Origin of the sequence: Bacillus arachidis (genome assembly GCF_030285945.1) — a bacterium.
Lineage (GTDB): Bacteria > Bacillota > Bacilli > Bacillales > Bacillaceae_G > Bacillus_A > Bacillus_A arachidis.
In genome coordinates this window covers 4,482,949-4,500,223 of sequence record NZ_CP127376.1, presented here as the reverse complement: position 1 = coordinate 4,500,223, position 17,275 = coordinate 4,482,949, and the positions used below count along the sequence as shown (strand labels likewise).

Sequence of the window (17,275 nt, the reverse complement as noted above, 5' to 3'; positions counted from 1 at the left end):
AAGAAATGTATAGGTGACGAATATGATTGAAATCAAGACTTCCACATTGAGCGATGGAGAATTTAATAGAGGAGTATTTGCAACACGTGATATAAAAAAAGGTGAACTTCTACATGAAGCACCAGTTATCTCTTATCCGAATGAGGAACATCAATTTATAGAGAAAACGCTACTTGCTGACTACGCATTTGAGTATGGGATAAATCATTCGGCAATCCTTTTAGGATACGGTATGCTGTTTAATCACGCGTATAAGCCGAATGCAACGTATGAAATTAACTTTGATAATCATACATTTGATTTCTATGCTTATAAGGATATAAAAGCAGGAGAAGAAATTTTGATCAACTATAATGGTGACGTTGATGATGATGAGTTATTATGGTTTGATAGGGAAAAAGAAGAAAACGATAAGTAATCAAGTGTAAAAAGAGCACATTCCGTTGAATGTGCTCTTTTGTATGGAACAAAAATATAATTTTTTTGAAACCAAACTGTATTTTTATCTATCTAATAAGTGAAAGGAGGGGATACAATGGATGAAATAAAATTAGTCAAAAAGGCAAGGAAAGGTGACGATGCAGCTTTCGAACAGCTCATTCATCTATATCAAGATCAGTTGTACCGCACTGCGTATCTGTATGTACAGAATAAAGAAGATGCACTGGACGTTGTGCAAGAAACGGTGTATAAAGCGTACTTATCCATAGAACAATTAAAGAAACCAAACTATTTTTTGACATGGTTGACACGTATTCTTATACATCATGCCTATCAGTTATTAGGTGAAAGGAAAAAAGTGAAGAAGCTAGAGGATGGAAGAGAAACAGATACATATGGCGGGATGCCAAACAAACTACATCAAATTGAACAAAATATTGATTTGCAGGAAGCGATTCAAAGGTTAGATGAAAATTATCAAACAGTAATCATTTTATATTATTATTATGATTTTTCGATTAATAAAATTGCTTGGCAAATGAATATACCGGAGGGAACGGTAAAGACGTATTTGCACCGGGCGAGAAAGTCTCTAAAGAAATTATTAGGGGGGAGTGATGAGAATTGGATAAGCAGTGGTTTAATGACGAAGTAAATAAAATTGATGTTCCGAAACAAGAATTGAATCTGGCTATACAAAAAGGGATTGTTAGGGCAAAGGCAGAAAAACCGGTTAAAAAGATATATAAGAGAAGAAAAATTGCTTTGTTAACTGCAGCTTCAATCTGTATAGGGATACTAGGCTCAGGATTTGTATTTCCGCAAATGACTCGTGTATTAGCGGAAGTTCCGATTATTGGGAAAATCTATTCGCATTTTCATGATTCAATTGGTCAAAATCTGTCAGCAAGTAAGCTTGTAACCGAATTAAACCAGCAAGCGGTAAGCAATGGAATTAGCGTAACGATGAACAGTGTATATTATGATGGTGGTAGAGTTGGTATTACATTTAAAGTGGATAATCCAGAAGAAGTATTTATAAAGAACAATTCTGGTAGGGGTTTTTACTATGATTTTAAACTAGTTGATGGAAGCGAGAGATGGGGGCGTGCAGCTTCATTTGATGGGAAAATAACAAAAGACGGTTGGTTCGGGAATATTCATATTGATTATCCAGAAAAAGAGCTCCCTCAAAATACAACATTACCAATTACTATTACGTCTATCGGAGACACAAAAGGGATTTGGAAATTTGATATTCCAGTACAACAATTGGAGAATAAAATGATTCATCCTCAGCAATCCGTAAGTAGTGAAGATAAAGAACATACATTGAACTTTGAAAAGATTACAGTTGGAAAAGGGTCAATTGCAATCGACTATAAAGCAATTTATCCGCTTATAGGGGAGAATGATTTAGCGAGAATTGGAAAGGTAACTGATGATAAAGGAAATGAAATTGATTTTAAAAGGTCAGGTACTGAATTTGGAAGAGAAAAGGTTGGAAATCAGGTTGAATCTGATGAAAGGTCTATTTTTGGAAAAGTTCCAGAGAACGCAGAATTTATTACGCTACATCCAAATGTGAGGTTATCTGAAAAGCCATCTATTCAGTCTTTAAATCAAAAGACACCATTTGAAATACAAAGTACTCGTAGTGATTTAAAGATTGTCGTCAATAAAATTCAGCATAAAAAACAGCGATTAATCGTGCAATATACACTTCAAAATGCCGATACAAAACATAAGTCTATGGATGAATTGATCAATTGTGGGGAAGTTATGAATTTAATGGATTCTTCATATGTAGATAAGGAATTTGCACCAATTGGTCATGTGATAAAGGGAAGCGATGTGAAGGTATTGAATAAGGAAAAATTACAATTCCAAGCAACATTTCAGCTAGATGGGGAATATGGTGTGAAGAATTTTAGTTTAAAGAATTATGTATTAGAAGTAGAGATGTCACCATATCATTCTGAAAAATCATTACCGCCAGTCAAAATTCAATTAAAATAATCGAAAAAAGGATGCCCTTAACATATAAAGCGGCATCTTTTATATTACAATAGCCTTACAGTTTTATAATGCCTATTCTTGATGTGACAAAATATCGACATTTTTATCAGTTTGAAAAGTTCCTTCTTTAATCATATTTTTTCACATTGACATGCGATATAATAGAGTTTTGTAAAGGAAGAGATTAGATTTCAAGTTTCTTTGTCTTAAACTTGGTTATACCGGAAAATTTTTGAAGCTAAAGTTTTCTTCTCGATTTTTTGATAAGATAGAGACGGAAGCTATCTTACTAAACTATTTAGGTAATCTATGTGGTGGCCGATTATCTACTTATTTTCAGCATGGCATTACATGTAGTGTAGTAAATGAACTTGTAAGCGGAATGAAAGAGAATAAGGAAAATAGTTTTAAGAACGCTGGAACTATCGAGAGGATAGGCCATTAATTATTAATAGAAATAGAGGAATCATAGAATGAATATGCAGGAAGTATATAAATATTTACGTACAGTATTACCAGAAGAACATGTAAAACAGGATGAAATGTTAAAGAATCATACGCATATAAAAGTAGGGGGAAAAGCAGATATATTTGTACAGCCTACTACCTATACTGAAATTCAACAAGTTGTACAGTATGCAAATGAACATAACATTCCAATTACGTTTTTAGGAAACGGCTCTAATGTGATTATAAAAGACGGTGGTATTCGCGGGATTACAGTAAGTTTAATTCATATTACAGATGTGACTGTGACAGGAACAAAGATTGTAGCACAATGTGGTGCGGCGATTATTGATGTATCACGAATTGCGTTAGATCACTGTTTAACAGGACTTGAATTTGCTTGTGGTATACCTGGTTCAGTTGGAGGAGCGTTATACATGAATGCCGGTGCATACGGCGGTGAGATTGCGTATGTGTTAACGGAAGCTATTGTAATGACAGGTGATGGAGAGTTACGTACTTTAACGAAAGACGACTTTGATTTTGGATATCGTAAAAGTACATTTGCTAACAATCATTACATTATACTTGAAGCGAAATTTGAACTTACAGAAGGTGTACGTGAAGAGATTAAAGAAAAGATGGATGATTTAACGTTTAAACGTGAATCAAAACAGCCTTTAGAGTATCCTTCATGTGGTAGTGTATTTAAGCGCCCGCCAAATAACTTTGCTGGTAAGCTTATTCAAGAATCAGGACTGCAAGGAAAGCGAATTGGCGGCGTAGAAGTTTCAATAAAACATGCTGGGTTTATGGTAAACGTTGATAATGGAACCGCGCAAGATTATATCGATTTAATTCATTTTGTACAAAAAACAGTTGAAGAAAAATTCGGTGTGAAGTTAGAGAGAGAAGTAAGGATTATTGGAGAAGATATACAATAATCTTTGAAATAAAGGCGCATAAAAATGCGAATTATTTCAAAATAACTTTTGGTTATTATTGACAATGGATTATAAATTCAATATAATGGCTAATAATTTAACATATGAAATACGTTGAAAGAGCCCAGTAGCAGTTTGTCACTGTTATCGAGAGAGCTAGGGGTTGCTGGAACCTAGCACAAACAAACTTGTGAATTACACTCTGGAGTATCTTAGGTAATGCTAAGCGGAGTAGCAATCGATATTATTGCTAAGAGTGGTATGAATAGTAATATTGGCGCTATTCGTGCAATCTGGGTGGTAACACGGTTCATAATCGTCCCTATGTCTAGTGTAGACATAGGGGCTTTTTGTTTTTTATAGGAAATTTAAATTAAAGGGGATGGAAAGACATGAACATTATTGATGAATTAGAATGGCGCGATGCTGTTAATCAACAAACAGATGCTGAAGGGTTACGCAAACTAGTAGAAGAGAAAAAGATTTCCTTATACTGCGGTGTCGATCCAACTGGTGACAGTATGCATATTGGACACTTAATTCCGTTTATGATGATGAAACGGTTTCAATTAGCTGGACATCACCCAGTTGTTTTAATTGGAGGGGCAACAGGGACAATCGGTGATCCAAGTGGACGTCAAACAGAACGTCAGTTACAAACATTGGAACAAGTACAACATAATGTGGATGCATTAACAGCGCAAATGAAAAAGCTATTTGACTTCGGTGGCAATAGTGAAGTGAAAATGGTAAACAACTATGAATGGACACATCAAATCAATATTATCGAGTTCTTACGAGATTACGGTAAAAACTTTAGTATAAATAGTATGTTAGCGAAAGATATAGTGGCAAGTCGTCTAGATACAGGGATTTCATTTACGGAATTCACATATCAAATTTTACAAGCGATGGATTTCTATCACTTATACAAAGAAGAAGGTGTTCAATTACAGATTGGTGGTAGTGACCAGTGGGGGAACATTACGAGTGGTTTAGATTTAATTCGTAAATTAGAAGGGCATGAGGCAAAGGTATTTGGATTAACAATTCCGTTATTACTAAAATCAGATGGTACGAAGTTTGGTAAATCAGCAGGCGGAGCAGTATGGTTAGATCCTGCAAAAACAACGCCGTTTGAATTCTACCAGTTCTGGGTGAATACAGATGATCGTGATGTCATTAAGTACTTGAAATACTTTACGTTCTTAACGAAAGAGAAAATTGATGAATTAGCAGTTAAAGTTCAAACGGGGCCTCATAAACGCGAGGCGCAAAAAGTATTGGCTGAAGAAATGACAAAATTTGTTCATGGTGAGCACGCACTTTCGCAAGCATTAAAAATTACAGCAGCGTTATTTAGTGGGGATATTAAATCATTAACTGCTGATGAAATTGAACAAGGTTTTAAAGATATGCCAACTTTCCATACTTCAAAAGAAACAAAAAATATTGTCGAGTGGTTAGTTGATTTAGGAATTGAACCTTCTAGACGTCAAGCGCGCGAAGATATTAATAATGGAGCAATCTTGATGAATGGAGATAAAGTAACGGATGTGAATATAGATGTTACGGCAGAAAATTCATTCGATGGAAGATTTATCATTATCCGTAAAGGTAAAAAGAATTACAGCTTGGTGAAATTAGGAGCATAGAATTTGGAGATAGGGTGGAAGTGAGGAGAGATCCTTGCTTCTACTTTTTTGTATACACAATTTCGTCACAAAAAAATCAGTATATTAAGACTATTAAAAAAGGTTTATCTAGCCTTTTTGCCGAATAAAAATAATATAGATAATTACGGACAAAAAAAGCCCGAATCATGATTCGGGCTAGTAAAAGGATTAGTAAGCTAAGCTGAATAATCCTTTAATGTGTGATAAGTAACGAACGTTACTTGCTTCTTTCATTAATGATGCTGGTAGGCCTTTAAGTGGAGTATTGCTTGCTCCGATTGTAGCAACAGCATCTTTGCGTCCTAGACTTGCAAGTGTTCCAGAGTTTACTGGTGCGAACTCCTCGAATGCCTTGCCTTCTAGTGCTGCGTATAAGTTGTATCCAATTAACTCACCCATTTGCCAAGCGATTTGTGCAGTTGGTGGGTATGGGCGACCTTCTGGACCGAAGACAACAGCGCTGTCTCCAGCAACGAATACGTCTTTGTGAGAAGTAGATTGTAGGTATGCATCAACAGTTGCACGGCCACGGTTTACTTCAAGACCTGATTCGCCGATCAATGGGTTACCTTGTACGCCGCCTGTCCAAACGAATGTGTTAGCAACAAGTTTTTGACCGTCTTTTAAGTCGATTTCATTGCCAGCAACGTTTGTTACAGGAAGACCTGTTAAGAATGTAACGCCGCGTGCTTCTAAGCTAGTAGTTGCACGTTCGATTAAGTGGTCTGGTAGTACTGGAAGGATTTTTGGACCTGCTTCAACAAGAAGAAGTTTAACTTCTTTTGGATTTACGCCGTGGCTTTTTGCAAGTTTAGGCATAATGTCAGCAAGCTCACCAACTAGCTCAACGCCAGTTAATCCGCCACCACCGATTACGATTGTAGCATCAGCTTCGTTTTTCGTTTTAGCGTATTCACGAATACGGTCTTCAACGTGTTTGTAGATTTTGTTTGCATCAGCAGCAGATTTTAATACCATGCTGTTTTCTTCTAGTCCTGGAATACCGAAGTAAGCAGTTTTACTTCCTAAAGCAACTACAAGTGCATCGTAAGATAAAGTAGTGCCGCCAGCTAGTTTGATTTCTTTGCTATCAACTGAGAATGACTCAACTGTTGCGATTTTAAGATCGATATCTTTACCTTTGAAAAGCTTTGTAAGTGGCATTGCAATTGCTTGCTCAGACACGTTACCAGCTGCAAGGCGGTGTAGTTCAGTGATGATTTGGTGTGTTGGGTATTGGTTAATCACTGTAACTTGTGCTTCTGATTTGCTGTAATATTTACGTACGTTTAAAGCGGCAAGAAGGCCGCCATAACCAGCGCCTAAGATGACAATTTGTTTTGACATAGTATGATATCCCCCGTCTTTACTAATTGTTGTTATAAGTTAAATTATTTATTGTTACGTTCTGCACTAATTTGAAGATAAGCATTTACAAAGCGGAACATTTTTTGTGCTTGTGGGTCTTTTAGTAATTTTAATAGACCGAATAGGCCGATAACTTCGTTGCTTTCGTCAGCACGATCTTTCGCTTCGATTGCAGTTGCAGCCATGCTTTTCACTGTATCTTTTACAGGTTCTACAAGCTCTTGGATTGCACCGACAGTGTCGCTTTTTAATACTTCATCAGTAGCAACAGTTTGAGCAAAGTCATAAGACTTAGTTAAAATGTTAACAAGCTCAGTTAATTTTGGAAGCTGTTCCACTAGTGTTGTTAATGATTCTTGTACCTCAGGTTTTAACAACTGATCAAGTACATCAAGTTGTCCTTGGCTAGCAGAAATTTGTACAGTTTCTTGTTCTGGCTTTGTTTGAGTCATAGTTTCTGGCATCTCCAATTCTCCTTTACGATAGCAATACTCTTATTTTTGATAAGTAAGATAGTAAACGTTTGCGAAACTTTATACAAAGTTTCACAAAACACAATAAAATGCCTTTAAATTTATGACAGCAAGTAAGCTGAAAACATAAATCCAAAACCATAATGTCTTACCTATTATTTATGAACTGTCCGATACATGGCTTGTCCGCATAATGGAAAGTTCCCTTATCGGAAAGTGTATATAATATATATCTTATATTATATACTATATACACCCAGGTTAACATAAAAATGATTCCTAATTATTTGACTTTGAATCCGTAACCTAGTATTTGCAAGGGAAAAAAGCATATATTTTATTTTACTATTACTTAAAATGTACTTAAATATAGAGAAAAAAAGGAAAAAATGAGCAAATAAATACTCATTTTTTCCTTTTTTGATTAGGATTGGTCTACTTGCGAGATAAGCATGGATGAATTCCCATTCTTTTCGAGATGGCATTCTCCCCATGTGCAAAGAGAATCCAAAATCGCTTCTAAGGACCAACCATATTCAGTAAGTGAGTACTCTACTTTTGGTGGAACTTGATTATATACCTTCCTTTGGATAACCCCATCTTCTTCTAATTCACGCAATTGCTGCGTGAGCATCTTTTGTGTAATGCCAGGCATTAAGCGTTTTAATTCACTTGTTCGTTTTGTCCCTTTTGTTAAGTGGCAAAGAATAACGACCTTCCATTTTCCGCCGATTACTTCTAAGGTTGCTTCTACAGGAATGTTATATTTCTTCATATATTACAACCCCCTTTAATGAGTTTTTATAGTCATATGTTACTTTTTAGTGCCTATCGTACTTGAAAGTACGTACTATTTTTTATGCTGAACATGTTTCATAATAGCATACGTAAGAGGCAAATGAGTAGTACGTTACTAAAAGGTACCTATGTTACTTTTAGGTGCCTATCGTACTTTCAAGTGCGTTCTTTCAAAAAAGAATGAAACCATTCATAATAGCAGTTATGAGCAGTAAAACTGTGTTTATTAGAAGATAAAAGGGCCTTTTTATCATACTATTATGATTGGATTTCTCGTATTAAGGAGGAATTCGATTGAGTTCATATACAGTGTCTTCTTCAGATGTTCAAACGAATAGAAGAAGTATGTTTGCATTATTAGCACTAGCAATTAGTGCATTTGGCATTGGTACAACTGAATTTATTAGTGTTGGTTTATTACCGTCTATTTCAAATGATTTACATGTTTCAGTTACAACAGCTGGTTTAACGGTTTCTTTATATGCATTAGGAGTAGCGTTTGGCGCTCCTGTACTAACATCGTTAACAGCTAGTATGTCACGTAAAACGTTATTAATGTGGATTATGATTGTCTTCATTATTGGTAATGGTATTGCAGGAGTGGCAACAAGTTTTAGTATTCTGCTTATTGCGAGAGTTATATCTGCATTCGCGCATGGTGTATTTATGTCGATAGGTTCAACGATTGCGGCAGCTCTTGTACCAGAAGATAAACGTGCTAGTGCGATTGCTATTATGTTCACAGGTTTAACAGTCGCAACCATCACAGGTGTACCGATTGGAACATTTATTGGTCAACAGTTTGGCTGGAGAGCATCGTTCATGGTGATTGTAGTAATTGGAATCGTTGCTTTAATCGCCAACAGTATGCTAATTCCGTCTAATTTAAAAAAAGGTACGTCTGTATCATTTCGTGATCAATTCAAACTGATTACGAATGGAAGACTATTACTTGTTTTCATCATTACTGCATTAGGATACGGTGGAACATTCGTAACATTTACGTATTTATCACCGCTATTACAAGAGGTAACAGGATTTAAAGCAAGTACAGTTACTATCATTTTACTAGTGTATGGAATCGCAATTGCGATAGGGAATATGATTGGCGGGAAATTATCGAACCATAATCCAATTCGAGCGCTATTTTACATGTTCTTTATTCAAGCGATTATATTATTTGTTTTAACATTTACAGCACCATTTAAGGTAGCTGGGTTAATCACAATTATTTTTATGGGACTATTCGCATTTATGAATGTTCCGGGGCTACAAGTATATGTAGTTATATTGGCTGAGCGCTTTGTTCCAAGTGCTGTTGATGTTGCATCAGCAATTAATATTGCAGCGTTTAATGCCGGAATTGCGCTTGGTGCTTATTTAGGTGGTATTGTAACGAACTCGTTAGGGTTAATTCATACAGCCTGGGTAGGTGGCATTATGGTAGTAGGTGCTGTTATTTTAACAGCGTGGAGTATGACATTAGAAAAAAGAGATCAAGTGAAATAAAGGAGAGAAAAATATAATGAAAAATTTACAAAGTAAAACAGTATTGCATAATGGTGTAGAAATGCCTTGGTTCGGTTTAGGGGTATTTAAAGTAGAAGAGGGACCAGAACTTGTTAATGCAGTGAAAACAGCGATTAAACAAGGATATCGTAGCATTGATACCGCGGCAATTTATGCGAATGAAAAGGCTGTGGGAGAAGGAATCCGTGAAGGTATGAAAGAAGCAGGCATTTCTAGAGAAGACTTATTTATTACTTCAAAAGTATGGAACGCAGATCAAGGGTATGAAGAAACGTTAGCTGCATATGAAGAAAGTCTAAAAAAACTCGAGCTTGAGTATTTAGATTTATATCTTGTTCATTGGCCTGTAGAAAAGAAATATAAAGAAACATGGAAAGCATTAGAAACGTTATATAAAGAAGGACGAGTACGTGCAATTGGCGTAAGTAACTTCCAAATCCATCATTTGAAAGATGTAATGGAAGGGGCCGAAATTAAACCGATGATTAACCAAGTAGAACTTCATCCGCGTTTAACACAAAAAGAATTGCGGGACTTCTGCCGTGAACAAGGCATTCAGATGGAGGCTTGGTCACCTCTTATGCAAGGACAGTTACTAGATAATCCTACATTACAAGAAATTGCAGATAAATATGGAAAAACAACAGCGCAAATTATTCTGCGCTGGGATTTACAAAATGAAATTGTAACCATTCCGAAATCAACAAAAGAGCACCGTATTATCCAAAATGCGGACATATTTAATTTTGAATTAGCAACAGAAGATATGGAGAAAATTGCTGCGTTAAATCAAAATCATCGCGTTGGTCCAGATCCGGATAATTTTGATTTCTAAAATGAACAAGAGAGAAGGGCACAAAAGAATTTGTGTCCTTCTTTTTAATTGGTGAAAACTAAATATTCAAACAAAAATATTTACTCCGTATATTGAATAGGATATCTTAAATTTATAATATGAATTTTTCTGGGGAGGCACATATGAATAATCATCGTACAAATCATTTTCGCATGCTAATTGTGACTGCACTATTTGCTGCTATTATTGGTATTTTGGCTCAAGTTACCATCCCACTGCCGCTTGTTCCGATAACAGGACAGACGCTAGCGATTGGTCTTACTGCTACAATTTTAGGTTCACGTTATGGCACTTTATCTGTATTATTATATGTTTTAATTGGTGCAACTGGAATTCCTGTGTATGCGGGGTTTAGTGGCGGTTTATCTGTTTTATTCGGTCCTACAGGTGGCTTCTTATTAGCCTTCATCCCAACTGCTTTTTTAATTGGTTTGTTAACGGAAAAAACAAAACTTACATTTTGGAACTCATTAATGGCAAATATTTTAGGGATGCTCGTGACATTAACAATTGGAACTGTATTTTTAAAGTATGTAGCATCACTAGGGTGGCAAGCGGCGTTCATGGGTGGTTTTGTTCCCTTCCTTATTGTAGGTGTAATAAAAGCTGCATTAGCAGCATGGATTGGAATTAAGGTGCGAGGAGCATTAGTACGTTCAAACCTACTTCTTCAAGAAAGTTGAATAATTTTGAAATGAAAAAGCATAGGGCAGCCTATGCTTTTTTAATTTGCAGGAATCTAAGTGAATGCAATGCATAAAAAATTTTTCTAACTAAATACTATGTAGTAGTAAATTTGTTATTTTATAAGGGGTTGTGAACATGAATATGAAACCATCGTATAAATTATTGGCTGTTTTCTTTGGTCTATTATTGGTATTTGCGAACTTATTATTCCCACTTCAACAAGCATTCGCAGTAGTTATGGATCATACAAAGTATCAAATGGATTGGAGTTATAGTAAATCAAAAAAGAAACCAATCCGAACAGAGCTTATTAAAACAGCAGATGGGAAAATTGCATTCTGCTTAAATGTAGATTTGAAATCACCAAGCGGTCAAGATTTACCTGAACTCGGTAAGGTGGATATTGGCGTGTATCGTGTATTGTTAAATGGATACCCACAAAAAAGTCCACAAGAATTGGGTGTGTCTGATTGGAGAGAGGCTCACTATGCGACGCAGCTCGCTGTATGGAATGCACTGGGGCAAGTGGATATTAATGATTTAGATTTTCGTAATAAAAATGTAGAAAGAGTAATGAGAGATATTGTTGCGAGAGCAAAGAGCAGTGAAGAAGTGCAAGAGATTACGATGAGTGTTACACCATCAGAAAAGCAAGAAGCAGTATTGGAAGGGGAGTTCTTCCAAACAGATTTATATACGGTTCAAACAAATGCGAAAAGTGGAACGTACCAAGTACAGGCAACTGGTGCACCTGAAGGTGTTAAATTTGTGAATGAACAAGGTGAAACAAAAACACAGTTTAATGTAGGTGAAAAGTTCCGCGTCTTAATTCCAAAACAAGCGCCATCTGGTGAATTTAGCTTTAAAGTATTAGGAACTTTAACAAAATTACAAGGTATCGCGCATAAGGGGACACCGAAAATTCAAGATGCGGTTGTTCTATTAGAACGTAGTGAAGAAAAAACAAGCCCGGATTTAGCGGTAAGCTGGAAAAAGGCCGGAGTTCCGCAGAAACCGAATAAACCTTCTAAACGATAAAAAAGCGCTGGCGTTTGCCAGCGCTTTTTTACTCAGCTTCTGAAACAACTGTAAAGCGTTCGTTCACATGTTTTGGATTTTCAATTTCGTCAAGTGCAGCTACAGCGAAATCTTCGTAACTTACATAGCTGTTGCCTTTTGCGTTAACAAGAAGGTGATCTTTACCTGCTTTGTAAGAACCAGTACGTTTACCTAATGAAAATAGTGCAGAAGGGCTAATGAATGTCCAAGTGATATCATTTGTTTGTTGTAAAATTTCAAGGTTTTGGCCTTGATTTTGAGCTGTTGCAAGATATTCGTTTGGGAAACCTGGTGTTTCAAATACACGCGTTGTTTTTGCATCATCTACAAATAAGCTTCCAGCGCCACCAACAACAAGTAATTTTGTGCCAGGTGCACCTTTCATCGCTTCGATTAATACGTTACCTGCATCTACATGGAGATATTCTCTTCCTGCTGGAGCGCCAAATGCATTTACAACCACATCAAATGCTTGAAGATCATCAGCAGTAAGATCGAATACGTCTTTTTCTAAAACTTTCACGTTATTTTCTGTAATTTTTGCTGCGTTTCTTACGATTGCAGTAACTTCGTGACCGCGATCAAGAGCCTCTTTTAAAATGCGACTTCCAGCTTTTCCGCTTGCACCGATAATTCCAATTTTCATAATATATACCTCCAAATGTTTAATAGAATTAATGTTAAAAATATATGTGTAATAATGAATCGTTGTCGTTAAGCAGAGGTGCCACCACCTGTTGTAACAAGTATAGTTACAGTATTGGGTTTTGTCAATCGCTTTGTTTATCAAAAATATTTCTTCAAGTAGCATGTAGGTTTTTAAAAATAACGAGTCATATTTCTTAACAAGTGACATGGTTGTGTTATAAAACCTAACATTTGGAAGTAATAACCTGTCGAAAAATGTTGATTTTTGGATATTTTTTAAATATAATTCAATTTATGAGGAGAAAAGGGAGGGGACTAATCGTATGAACATTTTAGAACAGTTCGTTTCATCAACGAATACGATTCTTTGGTCATATATTCTTATCGCAATGTTAATAGGTCTAGGGCTTTATTTTTCTTTTAAATTGAAATTTGTACAAATTAGCCATTTAGGCGAAATGGTGCGTTTGATGAGTGATGGATTAACTGGAAAGACACGCAAAAAGGGCAGCGTATCTTCTTTCCAAGCTTTCTGTATGAGTTCAGCAGCCCGCATTGGCATCGGTAACTTAGCTGGTGTAGCGTTAGCGATTTCTATGGGAGGCCCTGGCGCAGTATTTTGGATGTGGGTAATCGCAATCATTGGGGCATCTTCAAGTTTCGTAGAAAGTACACTTGCACAAATTTATAAAACAAAAGATGGCAGTGGGTTCCGTGGAGGCCCTGCTTATTATATGGAAAAAGGTTTAAATAAGCGTTGGATGGGAATTTGGTTTTCTATTCTTATCACAATTAGTTACGGTTTAATTTTCAACTCAGTACAGGCGAATACAGTTACATTAGCATTTAAGAATGCTTTCGGTTTAGAGCGCTATGTTGTTGGGTTTGTATTAGCTGCATTAGTCGCGGTTATTATTTTTGGCGGTGTTAAAAGTATTGCACGTATGTCAGAAATGATTGTTCCACCAATGGCAATTATTTATATTGGAGTGGCTCTTTTTGTTGTTATTAAAAACTTCTACTTGCTACCAGATGTTTTTACAGAAATCTTTAAAGGTGCATTTGGTTTAGATTCAGCTGTAGGTGGCGGTATCGGAGCGGCAATGAAGTATGGTATCCAGCGCGGCCTATTTGCGAATGAAGCAGGTATGGGTAGTGCACCGAATGCGGCTGCGACAGCAGATGTAACGCATCCAGCTAAACAAGGATTTATTCAAACAATTGGAGTTTTAGTAGATACATTCTTAGTATGTACATCAACAGCATTTATCGTATTATGTTCTGGTGCATATAAGGCAACAAATTTAGAAGGTATTGAATTAACGCAAATGGCGCTAAGCTCTCAGATTGGTTCGTGGGCAAGTAGCTTCTTAGCGATTATTATTTTCTTATTTGCGTTCAGTTCACTTCTAGGAAACTATTATTATGGTGAAACGAATATTGAATTCATTAAACAAAGTAAAACTTGGTTAATGATTTACCGTATTGCGGTAGTGGGAATGGTATTATTCGGTTCTGTTGCGACACTTCAAGTCGTATGGAATATGGCAGATTTATTTATGGGGCTAATGGTAATCACAAACTTAATTGCGATTACACTTCTTGGTCGATTTGCATATGCTGCATTGGCAGACTATGTGAAACAAAAGAAACAAGGGAAAGATCCAGTCTTCCATGCAGACTCTATTCCAGGTTTAAAAAACACAGAGTGCTGGGGAGATTCTAGGGTAACAAAAGAAAAAGAAGAACAAGCTGTATAATAAGGGAAGAGCATCAGAAAAAATTTGATGCTCTTTTTTTATTTAGAATGGTTAAGGCTTGTATGTGGTGCAACGTTAGTGAGTATTTTATCAGCACTTATTGTTGGTGTTATGTTATAAGCAAAAAAAGCAGTGAGCATACGCTCATTTCTTTTTTCTTTCAGAAGGGATAAATTAACATATAATTTATTGAAAAAATTATATTGCAATTCATTTAGATAACGCTTACAATTTGATTTATAGGTGGTATCATTTTCATACTTTAAATCGAGTAGAGAAGAAGAGACTACTAATAATAAATTGCAATTTGTGTAAACGCTTACTGATTTTAGGTTACATTGTAAAGTAAATAGTATTTAGGGGTTCTTATTTTTTTAATATCAATGGTCAGACGTCATTCGTTGGACAACCAATAACTCATAGAAAGTGGAGGATTCACATATGAAACTAGTTATGTTTCTAGTCGGTTTACTTGCTGTATTTGTACTAGGTTTCCTTGTAAGTTCAGATCGGAAGAAAATTAAATATAAACCAATTGCAATTATGCTTGTTCTTCAATTAGCATTGGCATACTTCTTATTAAATACAAAGATTGGGTATGTGTTAGTAAAAGGGATTTCAGATGGTTTTGGTGCTATTCTAAAATACGCAGAAGTAGGGGTTAACTTCGTATTTGGTGGTCTAGCGAATGATGGACAAGCACCTTTCTTCTTAACAGTATTATTACCAATTATTTTCTTAGCAGTATTAATTGGGATTTTGCAACACATTAAAATTTTACCAATTATTATTAAAGCAGTCGGTTTCGTATTAAGTAAAGTTAATGGTTTAGGAAAACTAGAATCATATAATGCAGTAGCAGCAGCGATTGTTGGTCAAGGTGAAGTATTTATTACAGTAAAAGATCAATTAAGCAAATTACCAAAAAATCGTTTATATACGCTTTGCGCATCTTCAATGTCAACGGTATCGATGTCAATTGTCGGTTCTTATATGAAAATGATTGATCCAAAATATGTAGTAACAGCACTTGTATTAAACTTATTTAGTGGATTCATTATCGTTCATATTATTAATCCTTATGATATTAGTGAAGAAGAAGATATCTTAGAATTAGAAGAAGATAAGAAGCAAACGTTCTTCGAAATGTTAGGCGAATACATTATGCTTGGATTCTCTATTGCAGTTACGGTAGCAGCAATGTTAATCGGATTCATTGCATTGATGGCAGCAATTAACGGTTTATTCGATTCTGTTTTTGGTATTACGTTCCAAGGTATTTTAGGTTATATCTTCTCGCCATTAGCATTTATTATGGGTATTCCAACATCAGAGATGCTACAAGCAGGACAAATTATGGCAACAAAATTAGTAACAAACGAGTTTGTTGCGATGCTTGATTTAGGAAAAGTAGCTGGCGATTTATCAGCTCGTACAGTAGGTATTTTATCGATCTTCCTTGTATCATTTGCAAACTTCTCATCTATCGGGATTATCGCAGGTGCAACGAAGAGTATCGATGGAAAACAAGCGAACGTTGTATCCTCTTTCGGATTAAAACTTGTGTATGGTGCAACGTTAGTAAGTATATTATCAGCGGTTATCGTTGGGGTTATGCTATAAAATAAGGAAAGCAATGAGCGAGATGCTCATTGCTTTTTTTGTTTAATTTACTTTCTTTAACTTACGTGTAAAAGCAGGCCTTTTAAAATATGTATCAAGACGCCATACGTATTCAACTGGCCCTATGCGATACCTTTGTAACCAATAGGTACTAGCGTATAATTGGATGACGGAAATGACAACTGTTAATATAATGCCAAAGAAGTAGCTGATTTCCCCATATAAGCCATATACGTTAGTAAAGGCGATGCTTTTTTGTGATGAAATACTAGCATAATCGAGCTTCCGTAAAAAAGAGCTATGCTTATTGGTGTAACACTGTCTTTTAACATAATGAGAAGCGGTTGTTTTGTTAATAGTTCTAAGATCTTTACTGTGGAATAAATATCACCTTAACAAACTAGTTAAGGTGATAAGGATATTACTCAGCAGGAGGGGTAAATGTGCGTTTTTCCAATTCCGCATCTAACATAAATAAAGCGTTAGAATCATTTGTAATGCGTTTTAGTTTCTGGATGATGCTATCGAAAGAAGCCTCTTCTTCAACCTGTTCGTCAACGAACCATTTTAAGAACGTAATTGTCGCGTGTTCACGCTCATCCCAAGCGATATCGGATAAGTTGTAAATACGTTTTGTTACTTCACGCTCATGCTCAAGTGCGATTTCAAATGCACTTAAAACAGATTTGTATTCGTTGTTTGGGTTTTCGAATCCAGTAATAATGGCACGTTCTCCGCGGTCATTTATGTAATTATAAAGTTTCATTGCATGGAAACGCTCTTCTTCTGCTTGAACAAGAAAGAAATTTGCAAACCCATCATAGCTTTCCGCCGTGCAATAAGCAGCCATTGCCATATAAACATGGGCAGAGTAAAATTCAAAATTCATTTGATCATTAAGCGCATCGTGTAATTTTGTAGATAACATAAATTTCCTCCTTTGTAT

At 35.9% G+C, this 17,275-nt stretch carries 16 protein-coding genes, 1 pseudogene and 1 other annotated feature; of the genes and pseudogenes, 11 read left to right on the top strand and 6 right to left on the bottom strand.

Going from position 1 to position 17,275, the window contains the following annotated elements:
* Window positions 1-22: 22 nt before the first annotated feature.
* The 5 genes from QRY57_RS24950 (at window position 23) to tyrS (ending at window position 5,506) form a co-directional block, all read left to right on the top strand.
* Window positions 23-418, top strand: coding sequence for an SET domain-containing protein (locus QRY57_RS24950; protein ID WP_286016379.1), 396 nt, complete (start codon window positions 23-25; stop codon window positions 416-418).
* A 117-nt stretch (window positions 419-535) separates the two neighbouring features.
* Window positions 536-1,096: a sigma-70 family RNA polymerase sigma factor gene (locus tag QRY57_RS24945; protein ID WP_286016378.1), complete on the top strand. Its 561-nt coding sequence runs from the start codon at window positions 536-538 to the stop codon at window positions 1,094-1,096.
* Window positions 1,066-2,460, top strand: coding sequence for a DUF4179 domain-containing protein (locus QRY57_RS24940; RefSeq protein ID WP_286016377.1), 1,395 nt, complete (start codon window positions 1,066-1,068; stop codon window positions 2,458-2,460). Before QRY57_RS24945 ends, QRY57_RS24940 begins: the two co-directional genes overlap by 31 nt.
* Window positions 2,461-2,933: 473 nt before the next feature.
* The gene (murB, locus tag QRY57_RS24935) at window positions 2,934-3,851 is read left to right on the top strand and encodes a UDP-N-acetylmuramate dehydrogenase (protein WP_026594113.1); all 918 of its coding nucleotides are present in this window, start codon (window positions 2,934-2,936) and stop codon (window positions 3,849-3,851) included.
* Between the two features lie 105 nt (window positions 3,852-3,956).
* Window positions 3,957-4,178: a binding site (T-box leader), on the top strand.
* Between the two features lie 65 nt (window positions 4,179-4,243).
* A complete protein-coding gene (gene tyrS, locus QRY57_RS24930; protein WP_286016376.1) occupies window positions 4,244-5,506 on the top strand; it encodes a tyrosine--tRNA ligase in 1,263 nt (420 codons plus the stop codon).
* A gap of 189 nt (window positions 5,507-5,695) precedes the next feature.
* Here the strand turns inward: tyrS and QRY57_RS24925 are convergent, their stop codons facing one another.
* From QRY57_RS24925 to QRY57_RS24915, 3 genes are all read right to left on the bottom strand, one after another.
* Window positions 5,696-6,874: an NAD(P)/FAD-dependent oxidoreductase gene (locus tag QRY57_RS24925; protein WP_286016375.1), complete on the bottom strand. Its 1,179-nt coding sequence runs from the start codon at window positions 6,872-6,874 to the stop codon at window positions 5,696-5,698.
* A gap of 44 nt (window positions 6,875-6,918) precedes the next feature.
* Window positions 6,919-7,359, bottom strand: coding sequence for a DUF1641 domain-containing protein (locus tag QRY57_RS24920; protein WP_017153317.1), 441 nt, complete (start codon window positions 7,357-7,359; stop codon window positions 6,919-6,921).
* 433 nt (window positions 7,360-7,792) lie between these two features.
* Window positions 7,793-8,143 carry a winged helix-turn-helix transcriptional regulator gene (locus tag QRY57_RS24915; RefSeq protein ID WP_090694874.1) on the bottom strand — a complete coding sequence of 117 codons (351 nt, stop codon included), beginning with the start codon at window positions 8,141-8,143 and terminating at the stop codon, window positions 7,793-7,795.
* A 368-nt stretch (window positions 8,144-8,511) separates the two neighbouring features.
* Here QRY57_RS24915 and QRY57_RS24910 point away from each other — a divergent pair, with 368 nt between their 5' ends.
* The 4 genes from QRY57_RS24910 to QRY57_RS24895 all read left to right on the top strand — a co-directional run bounded on the left by QRY57_RS24910 (window position 8,512) and on the right by QRY57_RS24895 (window position 12,277).
* Window positions 8,512-9,675 carry an MFS transporter gene (locus tag QRY57_RS24910; protein WP_286017934.1) on the top strand — a complete coding sequence of 388 codons (1,164 nt, stop codon included), beginning with the start codon at window positions 8,512-8,514 and terminating at the stop codon, window positions 9,673-9,675.
* 16 nt (window positions 9,676-9,691) lie between these two features.
* Entirely contained in the window at window positions 9,692-10,531 is an 840-nt protein-coding gene (locus QRY57_RS24905) for an aldo/keto reductase (protein WP_432804058.1), read from the top strand.
* A 143-nt stretch (window positions 10,532-10,674) separates the two neighbouring features.
* Window positions 10,675-11,235, top strand: coding sequence for a biotin transporter BioY (locus tag QRY57_RS24900; protein WP_026594120.1), 561 nt, complete (start codon window positions 10,675-10,677; stop codon window positions 11,233-11,235).
* Between the two features lie 139 nt (window positions 11,236-11,374).
* Window positions 11,375-12,277 carry a thioester domain-containing protein gene (locus tag QRY57_RS24895; protein ID WP_090694886.1) on the top strand — a complete coding sequence of 301 codons (903 nt, stop codon included), beginning with the start codon at window positions 11,375-11,377 and terminating at the stop codon, window positions 12,275-12,277.
* A 28-nt stretch (window positions 12,278-12,305) separates the two neighbouring features.
* Here QRY57_RS24895 and QRY57_RS24890 read toward each other — a convergent pair whose 3' ends face one another.
* Window positions 12,306-12,944, bottom strand: a complete 639-nt coding sequence (locus tag QRY57_RS24890) for an NAD(P)-dependent oxidoreductase (RefSeq protein WP_286016374.1) — start codon at window positions 12,942-12,944, stop codon at window positions 12,306-12,308.
* Window positions 12,945-13,269: 325 nt separating this feature from the next.
* On the opposite strand from QRY57_RS24890, the gene QRY57_RS24885 reads away from it, so the two are divergent.
* Window positions 13,270-14,706 (top strand): alanine/glycine:cation symporter family protein, encoded by a 1,437-nt coding sequence (locus tag QRY57_RS24885; RefSeq protein WP_090694894.1) that lies wholly within the window; start codon window positions 13,270-13,272, stop codon window positions 14,704-14,706.
* Between the two features lie 441 nt (window positions 14,707-15,147).
* Complete coding sequence (locus QRY57_RS24880; protein WP_026594124.1) at window positions 15,148-16,329, top strand: NupC/NupG family nucleoside CNT transporter; 1,182 nt, start codon at window positions 15,148-15,150, stop codon at window positions 16,327-16,329.
* Window positions 16,330-16,371: 42 nt separating this feature from the next.
* Here the strand turns inward: QRY57_RS24880 and QRY57_RS24875 are convergent.
* Together QRY57_RS24875 and QRY57_RS24870 are read right to left on the bottom strand one after the other, a co-directional pair.
* A pseudogene (locus tag QRY57_RS24875) lies at window positions 16,372-16,706 on the bottom strand (DUF418 domain-containing protein); the annotation flags it as partial.
* A gap of 44 nt (window positions 16,707-16,750) precedes the next feature.
* The gene (locus tag QRY57_RS24870; protein WP_026594125.1) at window positions 16,751-17,257 is read right to left on the bottom strand and encodes a ferritin; all 507 of its coding nucleotides are present in this window, start codon (window positions 17,255-17,257) and stop codon (window positions 16,751-16,753) included.
* Window positions 17,258-17,275 lie beyond the last annotated feature (18 nt).